Annotated in this window: 5 protein-coding genes; 1 reads left to right on the plus strand and 4 read right to left on the minus strand. The window is 69.0% G+C overall.

What is annotated here, in order from left to right; all coding sequences use genetic code 11:
* Positions 1 to 74 precede the first annotated feature (74 nt).
* Positions 75 to 3,149, minus strand: a complete 3,075-nt coding sequence (locus AC0IXR_RS15150; RefSeq protein ID WP_471761343.1) for an N-6 DNA methylase — start codon at positions 3,147 to 3,149, stop codon at positions 75 to 77.
* Positions 3,150 to 3,547: 398 nt separating this feature from the next.
* Here AC0IXR_RS15150 and AC0IXR_RS15155 point away from each other — a divergent pair, with 398 nt between their 5' ends.
* A complete protein-coding gene (locus AC0IXR_RS15155; RefSeq protein ID WP_471761344.1) occupies positions 3,548 to 5,014 on the plus strand; it encodes a methyl-accepting chemotaxis protein in 1,467 nt (488 codons plus the stop codon).
* A gap of 63 nt (positions 5,015 to 5,077) precedes the next feature.
* Here AC0IXR_RS15155 and AC0IXR_RS15160 read toward each other — a convergent pair whose 3' ends face one another.
* The 3 genes from AC0IXR_RS15160 to AC0IXR_RS15170 form a co-directional block, all read right to left on the minus strand.
* Positions 5,078 to 6,622, minus strand: coding sequence for a GGDEF domain-containing protein (locus AC0IXR_RS15160; RefSeq protein ID WP_207412197.1), 1,545 nt, complete (start codon positions 6,620 to 6,622; stop codon positions 5,078 to 5,080).
* Positions 6,623 to 6,810: 188 nt separating this feature from the next.
* Positions 6,811 to 8,616: a translation elongation factor 4 gene (gene lepA, locus AC0IXR_RS15165; protein WP_056422367.1), complete on the minus strand. Its 1,806-nt coding sequence runs from the start codon at positions 8,614 to 8,616 to the stop codon at positions 6,811 to 6,813.
* A gap of 169 nt (positions 8,617 to 8,785) precedes the next feature.
* On the minus strand, positions 8,786 to 11,734 hold the full coding sequence (locus AC0IXR_RS15170; RefSeq protein ID WP_471761580.1) for a response regulator: 2,949 nt from the start codon (positions 11,732 to 11,734) through the stop codon (positions 8,786 to 8,788).
* Between the last annotated feature and the right edge of the window lie 12 nt (positions 11,735 to 11,746).

An 11,746-nucleotide genomic window follows, 5' to 3' on the forward strand; every position in this document is an offset into this window, starting at 1 on the left:
TCGAACCGAGCCTCGCCGGGTCCGGTTCACTCAGGCCTGTCCGCGCGGCGGCGGTCGTCCGCCGGGCCTCGGTATCAGGCGTCGACGGTCTCTTCCTCGTCGCGGGCAGGAACGGCCTCGTCGTCCGGCAGGGCGAGGCGCGGATCAGGCCCGAGGAGCGTCTCCACCAAAGCGTCGATGCGGGCCGACACGCCCTCCTCCCGCAAGGCGTCCCGCACCAGGGCCCGCGCCTTCTGGAACGAGGCCCCCATGGGCAGCGCGACGGCGGCCGCCACCTCCTCCGCCACCGCGCCTTCCGACGCCAGCCCGGCATGGACCGCCTCGCGCGGGTCGAAGCGGGGGATCGGAAGCGTGAACATCAGCTTGTCGAAGTCCCGCGCGCCCTGCTCACCCCGGCTCTGCAGATGGGCGATGCGGATGCGAGCCGCCTCGCTGTTGAGGATGGCGATGAGGAAGCGGGCTTCGTCCTCGGAAGGAATGTCCGCCCAGTAGAGTTTGTGGTCGATGATTCCCCGGCGATCCCTGACGATACAGGCCGCGGGCCATAATCCGGCCTTGGCGAAGACCACGCGAATGGGCGACAGCGGAAATTGCGTGGACAATCCGCGTTGGAAATTCCATCGCTGCTTGAGGGTGATGCGTCCGGCGCTGTGTTGCGCCCAGCTTGCCTCGGCCTGTCGCATCCAGGCTCCGAGACGGTTCACACCACGATCGCTCGCCTGTTTTGCGTCGAGAACATTCCCATCGGACGCCACGGGCACGATGCCCTCGAATGCGTTCAGAACGCGGAACGACGCGATGGATTCGCCGAGATAGACCGGCCGGACGTAACCGCTTTCGACAGCCCCCTGTTGAGCGGGCAGGTCTCGCCAAGGAGCTTTCTCCTGTGGGGACCTCCTGCTTCGCAAGAGCGGCGCGGCGGCGTTGCCGCCGAGACGGCCTGACTGAACGCGATCCACCAGACACAGCATGCGCGGAACGAGGGTCGCCCCTTGATGAAAGAGCGAGCGATAGGGCGACCCGGCCTCGAAACTCGCCGCCACCGGCGCATCGGCCTGATCCTGCCGCAGGCAGCGATCCGCCACCTCCTCGGGTACGTCCTTGAAGGGAAGGCGCCCGGCGAAAGCCGTGACCCGCATGGGCGTCGGCCGGGCCTCCCCCGCCGTGACATCGGCGAACAGGACGCAGGTGGGAACCCTGAACAGGGGCGAGACAGCCTGATTGTCGAGAACCCAGGCGTCCGAGAACGCGACACGGACCTCGGTCCAGTCCCCGGTGCGGAAGGCGCGGAACTGGCCCCGGCTCATGGCGGCCAGCGGCAGCACCATGGCGACCCGCCCGCCCGGGCGGTCGCCCTCCGGCGGCCGGACATAGAGTTCCGCGGCGCGTGCGAAGAACAGGCCCGACAGATCGGTCTGCGTCACCAGCCGCGCCTCGTCGGGGCCGACCCAGATGCCGAGCCGTCGCGCGGTATCCCGGAACAGGGCCTGCAGGGCGGGCGCCATGTAGCGGTAGGACAGCCAGGGCGGGTTGCCGATGACGACATCGACCCTGGCGCCGTCCGAGAGCGCGACCGGGCGGCTGAGGTTGCGGGCGAAGAAGCCCCAGACATGGTCGCGCCCGGCCCGGCGCAGGCGGTCGTAGATCGTGAAGGTGGTGACGAGCGTCGCGTGCTGCTCCGCCGCGACGCCGAGCCCCGCGAGCCCGCGCGCGAAGGCGTCCGCCGTGCGGCCGGCCTCGCTGGCATCGTGCATGGCGGTGACGACGCGGTCGAACAGGGGCGGATCGGCACAGAGGCCGAGGGGAAAACGCAGGGTCGGCGCGCCTTTGCGGCCCTCGCGGGGGTCGCGCGGCACCTCGACCACGAGGTCGCTCTCGAACGCGTCGCGCTTCACGTTCCATTGCAGCGCATCGCCGAGATAGACCGGCAGGGAGATGTCGCCGCCTCGCCCCGGCAGGGCGTCGCCGAGCGCCAACAAGTATGTGACGCGGGCGAAGATGACGGCCACCGGATGGACGTCCAGCCCCGTGACCGAGGCGCAGCAGCGCGACGCGATCTCGGTGAGCGGCACGCCCGCCGCGATCAGGGCCTCGCGCTTGAGGCGCACGGCGTGGAACAGGAAGCTGCCCGAGCCGCAGGCGGGATCGAGGCAGGTCTGCTCGGCCGGCCGGTCGAGGGCACGCCGCACCACCTTCCGGGCGAGCCAGTCGGGCGTGTAATATTCACCGAGATCGTGGCGCTGCGCCGGATCGATGAGGGATTCGTAGAGCACCTTCAGAAGGTCGACATCGACGCTGCCGAGGTCGAACCGAGCGGCATGCGCGGCCAGGCTGGCGACGATGGCCTCCCCGCCCGGCGCCTGGATCACCCAGCCGAAGAAATCCGTCTCCACCGCGCCGTGGACCCCCGCCTCGTGGAAGGCGCGCCCCGACAGCAGATCCTCGGGCGAGCGCCCGGTGGCGCCCATGGTTCCGGCGGCGATCGCCTTGGCGAGGATGACCAGATAGGTGTGCTGGAGCCAGAGCGTGTCGTCGTCGATGGCCTTGCCGTAGACGAAGCCGAGATGGCGCGACCAGAGCTGCCGCTTCAGGACCGCCTCCGGGTCCGCCGCCAGCGCCTCCCAGGCCTTGGCGAGGAAGCCAAGGGTCCGCGCGAAGGCGGCGCTCTGGCGGCCGAGCTCGTTGGTGATCCCGGCCGCGTCCGCCGGCAGCCAGTCGAGGACCGCGATGACGCCTTCGAGCCAGGCGGTGAGGCCACGGGCGTCCGCCAGCCTCACCTCGTGCTCGGTGAGCCGCACCAGGACGCCGTCCCGCATCTCGTAGGCGACGAAGCTGGCGCCGTCGGTGGCGAGCCCCACGTAACGCTGGCCGGTGGCCCCCTCGCGTTCGGGCAGGTAGCGGGTGAGCTGAGCCTCGGCCTCCTTGCCCTCCCGGCGCAGGTCGGACTTGATCTCGATGATCGTCCGGCCGAGCAGGGCATCGAGACGGCCCCTAACCTCAGGTATCTTTCTCTCGAAGAAGATCTGCTCGCTCTTGGCGCCCAGCGCCTCGGTCAGCAGGCGGTAGAGCAGAGCCCTGACCTTCTCATGTCCCGGACGGATCGAGAGTTCCGCGACGATCGCGCTCAGGGAATCACCGTCGATCGACATCCACGCCTCCTCAGGAGAGAAGAGCGGGTTAGTATACCTCAGGTTGTCCATCAAGGGTCGAGCGCATGATGCCTGTGGGGAGGCCGCCCTTGCCGAGGGGCGAAGCGCGGAGAGGCGATCGAGGATGGCGAGGTGAGCCTGGAGGAAACCCGTCGTGGGTACGTTCCGAATTCCGCACGGACCGGAACCGCCATGAACTCGCGGCACCGGCGACGATCGCTCCTGATCTTTGATGAGAATTTGCGCAGGATTGATACCAAATTACCCAGTCGCGCGGGATGAACCGAAGGCTTGATCGAGGAAAGGGACGCTAAGTTCCGGCGGCAAAGAGGCTGCCGACCGGGCCCGGCTTCCGGTCGCCCGGACCGACAGGCTCGCAAGGCTCGCATGAGGGTTTCATGGTCAGGTCGATCGTCGACGGATGGCTCGGCAGGACCGGTCGGCGGCGGGAAGAGAACCCGCCTGCGGACGGGATGCTGTCGCACGACCTCGGCGCGGTGCTCGCCTTCCTGAACGCGATTTCGCGCGCCTGCACCAACGCGCCGACGCCGGAGGCCGCTATCGTCGATTGCCTCGCCATCGTCGGCCGCTTCACCGAATGGCCGATCGCCCATGCCTATCGACGCATGGATCAGGACGGCGTGGACGCCGGTGGAATGGGCGCCGCGGGCGGAATGGTGTCGATGAGGGCGTGGTACCTCGCCCCGTCCGACGAGCCGGGGCGGACGGACGCCTTCGTCGCAAGTTCGGAGCGGGCGGTCTTCGCCCCCGGCCAAGGGCTGGTGGGGCGCGTCTGCGCGGAGGGACGCGCGATCTCCTGCGAGGACGTGACGGTTGTGCCCGGCTTCGTGCGCGCGACGGCGGCGCGGGAAAACGGCGTACGCGGCTGCTTCATGTTTCCGATCCGCATCGGCGACAGGGTCGAGATCGTGCTGGAATTCTTCTCCCGCGAGAAGGCGGAGTTGAGCGAAGCCCTGCTCGAACTGATGGCCTACGTGGCCGACCGCCTCGCCATCACGGTTACCGACCATGCCCAGCGCGAGCGCGTCCGCTCGCTCATGGCGGCCCTCGACGGGATCGCCTCCGGGCTCGCGGACACGACGATGCAGGTGGAGGCGGGCGCCCGCACGGTCCTCGCCGTGGCCGAGACCGTGGACGAAAGCCGGGCCCAGGCGGACCGGGCGAACCTCGCCGCCTCCCGCGACATCGACGGCGTGTCGGATGCCGCTCAGGGCCTCGTCGCGCTCTCGCGCGAGGCGAGCGCCCATGCCGGACAGGTGGAGATCATCGCCGACCGGACGGGCGGCATCCTGGATCAGGCGGTGGACGTCTTCTCCGAACTCCAGGAGCGGATCGCCGGCATCGGGCAGATCAGCGACCTCATCGGCACCATCGCCGCCCAGACCAACTTCCTGGCCCTCAACGCCACGATCGAGGCGGCCCGCGCGGGCAACGCCGGACGTGGCTTCTCGGTGGTGGCCGCGGAGGTGAAGGACCTCTCGAACCGGGTCAGCACCGCCACAGCCGAGATCTCGCAGCAGATCGGTCGCCTCAGGGAGGTCGCCGCCCAATCGACCGCCTCCCTCGCCTCGGTGCGGAACGAGGTGACATCCGTCCGCGTCAGCGCTGCCGACATTTCCCGCGTCAGCGCCTCCCACCAGGAGGCTGCGGGCGGCATCGCCGAAGGCGTGTCGCGGGTGCGCGGCACGATCCTCGAAGCGACCCGCCACCTCGACGCCCTGCGCGCCACGACCGAGGAGGCGCTGGCCTCGTCACAGGCCCTCGGGGCGACCTCCGGCCACCTGCGCGACCAGGGTCGCGACCTCGGCGAAGCGACGCGGCAACTGGCCGTCTCGGCCCGTTGAAGGCCCGTCCCGGGATCGCGGTCCCAACCGCTCCGCATCGACCGGGGGTGGTGATGCGCTCTGTCAGGCGCCCGCCAGACGAAAGCTCGCCTGCCGCCGGTCCGCCTCCCCGCGACGGCGCTCGACGCAGCGGGTCTGATTGCGGCCGTTGGCCTTGGCCTCGTAGAGGGCCGCATCGGCGAGACTGTACAGGTCCGATGGCGCCAGGGGATCGGTCGCGGGCGCGCCCATGGTCGCGACGCCGATGCTCACGGTCACCGATCCGGCTTCGATCCCGGCCGCCTCCACCGACAGAAGCGCCACCCTGGCATGGACCCGTTCGGCGATGCGCAGGGCTTCGTCCTTGTCGCCGTCCTGCAGCAGGATCACGAATTCCTCGCCGCCCACCCGGCAGACGATGTCGGCGGGCCGGTGGATGCTCTCCAGCAGGCACCGGGCGAGGCCGCGCAGCACATCGTCACCCACCGCATGCCCGTAGCGGTCGTTGAAACGCTTGAAATGGTCGGCATCGATGGCCAGAAGCGCGAAGGGACGGGTCGCGAGGGCGGCGTCGCTGCGCAGGGCGGCCAGGGCCTCCTCGAACCGGCGGCGATTGGGCAGGCCGGTCAGCGCATCGGTGCGCGACTGGCGGGCGAGTTCGATCTGCATCGCGGTGCGCCGCTCCAACTCCCGGCCGAACAGGAGCGAGAGGCCGATGGTCAGGCCGCACAGCACCACCACGATGGCGCTGATGACGATCGCCTTCGCGCGCCATTCGGCCTCGATCTCGTTCACCGCCAGGGCGACGTTGAGGATCAGCGGCAAGGTCGCGACCTGCGTGAAGGCATAGTTCCGCTCGACCCCGTCGCGGGCGGATGGGGCGACGAAGCTGCCGCTGCCCTCCCGCACGAATCGTTGCAGATTGGACGAGCCGGCGATGCTCAGCCCGATGTGGGAATCGATATACGGGTAGCGCATGATGCGCGTGCCATCGCGCAGGTACAGGTTGATCGCGCCCTCGCTGCCGAGGCCGAGGCGATCGAACAGCCGCGTGAAATACGACAGCTTGAGCGTGCCCAGCACCACCCCGCCGAAGGACCCGTCCGGCTTGTCGACACGGCGGCTCAGCACCATCACACGAGCGCCGGTCAGGCGCGACAGCAGCGGCCGGCTGATGAGGAGGCCGAGGCCGGCCCGGGCTTTGTGGGCCTGGAAATAGTCGCGGTCGAAATTGTTGACGGGGCGCGCCGGGATGGCCTGGCCGTCGAGGATACTGTCGCCCTTCTCGTCGAGGACGAGGATCACGCCCATATCCTGCGCGGTGATGGCCCGGTCGAACAGGATCAGCTGGCGCAGGTCCGGCGAGAGATTGGCCAGAGCGGGCAGTTTCAGGTTCTCGATGACGCCCTGCAGCGAGAGATCGATGATCTCGATGTTGCGGGCGATGTCGCGTTCGATGACCTGCAGCAGGTTCTGGGAGGTCTGCTCGGCCTTCTCCCAGGCATCCTGCCGGAGGTCGAGCAACATGATGGCCGACACGACGAGCATGCCCACAGGCGCCAGGATTCCGAAGGCGATCCACGTATGCGCCGACTGGAACCTGCGAGCGAGTCGTCGCACCAGGATCATCTCCCCCCCTCCCAAGCCCCCCTCGGGGTCTTGGTTCTGACAACGCCGCCCTCGCTCCCGCCAGGACGCCGTCCCTGCCACGATACCTAGGACGAGGCACCGTAAGCCGGATGTCTTAAGGCCGGGTTGCCGAACCCGGCAGCGCTACCTGGGGTTGAAAATAGACGGTGCCCCGCCTCCGGCCTTCCTCAATCGTCCATCTTCAGCGCGGCGATGAACGCCTCCTGCGGGATCTCCACGCGGCCGAACTGGCGCATCTTCTTCTTGCCCTCCTTCTGCTTGTCGAGGAGCTTGCGCTTGCGCGAGATGTCGCCGCCGTAGCACTTGGCGGTCACGTCCTTGGAGAGGGCCTTGATGGTCTCACGGGCGATGATCTTGCCGCCGAGCGCCGCCTGGACCGGGATCTGGAACAGGTGGCGGGGGATCAGGTCCTTCAGCTTCTCGCACATGGCCCGGCCGCGATGCTCGGCGCGGCTGCGGTGAACCAGCATCGAGAGGGCGTCCACCGGCTCGGCATTGACGAGGATCGACATCTTCACGAGGTCGCCCTCCCGGTAATCCGAGATGTGGTAGTCGAACGAGGCGTAGCCCTTCGAGATCGATTTCAGGCGGTCGTAGAAGTCGAACACCACCTCGTTCAAGGGCAGGTCGTACACCACCATGGCGCGCTTGCCGACGTAGTTGAGGTCGACCTGAGTGCCGCGCCGGTCCTGGCAGAGCTTGAGCACGCCGCCGAGATACTCGTCGGGGGTGAGGATGGTGGCGCGGATCCACGGCTCCTCGATGGCGGTGATCTTCATCACGTCCGGCATGTCGGCCGGGTTGTGCAATTCCTTGATCGTCCCGTCGGTCATCTGCAGGCGATAGACCACGGAAGGGGCCGTGGAGATCAGGTCGAGGTTGAACTCGCGCTCCAGGCGCTCCTGGATGATCTCGAGATGCAGCAGCCCGAGGAAACCGCAGCGGAAGCCGAAGCCGAGCGCCGCCGAGGTCTCCATCTCGTAGGAGAAGCTCGCATCGTTGAGGCGCAGCTTGCTCATGGCGCTGCGCAGGGTCTCGAACTCGGCGGCATCCACGGGAAAGAGCCCGCAGAACACGACCGACTGCACGTCCTTGAAGCCCGGCAGCATCTCCTTGCAGGGGCGCTTGTCTTCCGTGAGCGTGTCACCCACGCGGGTGTCGGCGACCTCCTTGATCGAGCCGGTGAAGAAGCCGACCTCGCCGGGGCCGAGCTCGCCGATATCGGCCATCTTCGGGCGGAACACGCCGATCTTGTCGACGCCGTGCACGGCGTCGGCCCGCATCATGCGGATGTTCATGCCCTTCTTGAGCACGCCGTCGACGATGCGCACCAGCACGACGACGCCGAGATAGACGTCGTACCAGCTGTCCACCAGCAGAGCCTTGAGGGGCGCGTCGCGGTCGCCCTTGGGCGGCGGCAGGCGCTTGACGATGGCCTCCAGCACCGCCTCGATGTTGAGGCCGCTCTTCGCCGAGATCGCCACCGCCTCGGAGGCGTCGATGCCGATCACTTCCTCGATCTGGGCACGGATGCGCTCGGGCTCGGCGGCCGGCAGGTCGATCTTGTTGAGGACGGGCACGATCTCGTGGTTGGCGTCGAGCGCCTGGTAGACGTTGGCCAGCGTCTGCGCCTCGACGCCCTGGGACGCGTCCACCACCAGTAGCGAGCCCTCGCAGGCCGCGAGCGAGCGCGAGACCTCGTAGGCGAAGTCGACGTGGCCGGGGGTGTCCATCAGGTTGAGGACGTAGTTCTTGCCGTCCTCCGCCTTGTATTCGAGGCGCACGGTCTGCGCCTTGATGGTGATGCCGCGCTCCTTCTCGATGTCCATGGAGTCGAGCATCTGCTCGCTCATGTCACGGAGCGCCACCGTGCCGGTGGTCTGAATCAGCCGATCCGCCAGCGTCGACTTGCCGTGGTCGATATGCGCGACGATGGAAAAATTACGGATGTTGTCGATGGGGACGGTGGTCATCGAGGGGTCTGTCTCCGGCGCGGTCGCGGTCCGTCGGCGTAAGGACGGGCCCGGCGCACGGCTTTTCGGTGTGTGGACGCGTGTCGGGAGATAGCAGTGTGGCCCCGGCACGCCAAGCGGAGCCGCGTCAGCACGTGGTCGCGCCCTGTAGCGGAGGGCGTGACAGCTCTCAGAGCAGGGCCACCGTTTGGCGGATCTCGGGCATGGTCGGCCCCGTGATCTCGTGGACCATGCGGTTCATCAGGTCGCGGGCGACGCGGCATCGCCCCTCGGCCTCGTCGCGCGCGGCACCGGGGGAAAGCGCGGCGAGGGTCCGGCAGGCCTTGGCGAGGTCGCGGAATCCGGTCCTGTCGGCCTCGGCGGCGAGTGATTCCGCATCGGCCGCGCCCGGGTCCACCGCGGAATGGTCGAGGCGCCGGACGAAGGCGCGCACCGCCTCGCGGGCCGCCTCCGCGCCGATCTCGGCGATCAGGGCGTCGAAGGCCGCCCGGTCGAAGATCGGCGGCCGTTCCGGCATCGGCATGCTCTCGTCCCGCTCCCGCAGCACGATGGAAGAGATCTGCTCGGCCACCGCCCGCGACAGGGTCGGGAGATCGAACGGCTTGCCGAGATAGCCGTTGGCGCCGGCTCCCGTGAGGTCGCGGACCCGGTCCGGCATCAGATTGGCGCTCATGGCCACGATCGGCACCCGACGCGCCGGGTGCTGCAGGGAGCGGATGCGCCGGATGGCCGTGGTCCCGTCCATTCCGGGCAGCGACACATCCATGAGGACGAGGTCGTAGGCGCTGGCCTGGACTGCGCGGATGCCCGCCTCTCCGTCGGCGACCATGTCGACGCCGTAGCCCAGACGATGCAGCATCGCCTGGACGACCTCCCGGTTGATCGGGTTGTCCTCCACCACGAGGATGCGGCCCGCCCCGGTCGCGGCCGGGCTGGGGACCGGGGCGGCGTCTGTCAGGACGGGCGCCGGCGTCAGGGAGAGGGAGAACCGGTAGGCCGCCGTCTCGCCCTGCGGCGTGCTCCTGTCGATGCGCCCGCCACCCATCAGGCCGACGAGGCGCTGGGCGATGATGAAACCAAGGCCGCTGCCATCGAGAGCCACGGTGCGGGACGCGGCCTGTTCCGGGTCTTCGTCGGCCTGCGCGGTGACGGAGACGCGCCAGCGCTCGACGGGCTCGCCGCCGCGCGGACCCTGCAGCGCGAGGGCGACGTTGCCCCGGCGCAGCGTGCCGATGGCGTCCTGGAGCAGGTTGAGGAGGATCTGCCTCAGGCGGCGCTCGTCGCCGAGGACGTGGCGGGAGCCTTCGCAGGTGACGGTCACGTCGATCGCGACACCCCTCGCCTCGGCCATGGGCCGCACCAGATCGGCCGCCCCCCTCATCAGGGCGGGAAAGTCGAGGGGGACACGGTCGAGGCGCAGGTCGCCCTGCCCGGCCCGGGCATAGTCGAGAACATCGTCCACCGTGCCGATGAGGGAATCGGTGGCCGCCCCGACGAGGGCGAGATAGCGGACCTGATCGGTCGAGAGGCCGGTCGTGTGTGCGAGGAGGTCGGTGAAGCCCTTGATCGTCGTCAGGGGGGTCCGGATCTCGTGGCTCACGAGGCCCATGAACTCGGATTTCGCCCGGCTCGCATTCTCGGCCTTGGCCTGGGCCAGTTCGGCGGCGTCGCGGGCCATGCGCAGCTCGTCGGCCTGATCCTGCCGCTTCGTCACGTCCCGCAGGGTGGAGATCACGTTGGGGTCCCCCGGCTCCGCCGAGGTGAGAAGGTCGTTGACCGCCTCGATCCAGATGCAGCGGCCATCCGCATGGCGCATCCGGAACAGGGAGACGATGCTCGGCCGGTCGGGGCCGAGGCGGGCATCCGCGGCCGAGAAGGCGGCCAGGTCGTCGGGGTGGATGCGCGCGCGCGGATCGAAATCCGGCCCCTCCGTACCGAACAGCGCCGCTCCGGAGGGCGACACATAGGCGATGCGCCAATCGGCATGGCGCAGGATGACGACGTCGGTCATGGTCTCGGCGAGGAGCTGGTAATGCGCCTGGCTCGCCGCGAGCTCACGACCGCGCTCGGCCACCCGGACTTCCAGGAGGGCATTGGCCTCCGCGATGGTGGCGCGCTGCTCGGCCGAGACGCGGGCTGCCGTCACGAGGGCCAGGCCGATCTGGTTCACCTCGCGGATCTGGCTGGAGGGCGGCTCGACGGTCTCGCCCCGCCCGATCGCCTTGACGGCCCGCCGCAGCGCTCGCACCGCCTTCGCCACCTGACGGGCATAAAGCCAGGCGACGATCCCGCCGCTGCCCAGCAGCGCGAAGGCGAGGAGGGACAGGATCACGAGGGACCGCCGCAGGGGAACCTCGAACGCGTCCCGGTCCAGCCCGGTCACCACCGTCCAGTCGGAGACGCCGGAGCGATGGCGGAACTCCATGACGCTCGCTTCCGCCTTCTCCCAATCCTCCAGCAGCTGGAGCTTCGACATGGGTGGAAACGGGCTGCCGGCCGGCGATGCGGACGGTTTCGGCACATCGCTCGTTCGCGCGATCACGTGTTGCGCGCCATCGACGAAGACGGCGGCGAACGAATCGTCGATCGCCGCCTGGGCGATCAGCGGGGCGAAGTGATCCACCCGCACGGCGACGGAGACGTACATGTCCGGTGGGCCGCCGCGTAGGACCGGGGCGCAGATCAGGATGATGTCGGCCCCGGTCACCGCGCTCTTGACGGCCGACGAGATGACCGGAAGCCGGGTGGCGAGCAGCGCCGCGACGATGTCGGGCCGGGGAGAGGTCGGCATGGGCTGACCGGCGGGCACACGCGTATTCACGATGTGGCGGCCGTCGAAGCGGGTGAGGGACACGGTGAACTCGGTGGTGTCCACCAGCGCCCGGCCCTGGGCGTCGAACCGCGCCCAATCCTGGGCGTCGATGGAGGGCGAGGTCGCCAGGGTCCTGGCCATCGCGCTCATCTCGGAGAGATCGCGGTCGAGGCGCTCGCGGAGGTGGTCTCCGGTGAGCTGCCCCATCGTCTGCAGGCGAGCGCGTTCCGCCGCGACATACCAATCCGTGGTGATGACGGTGAGCACCATGAGAGGAAGCGCGATGGCCAGGGCAAAGACCATCATGGTCGCCACGGC

This window comes from Methylobacterium sp. AC832 (assembly GCF_979256025.1).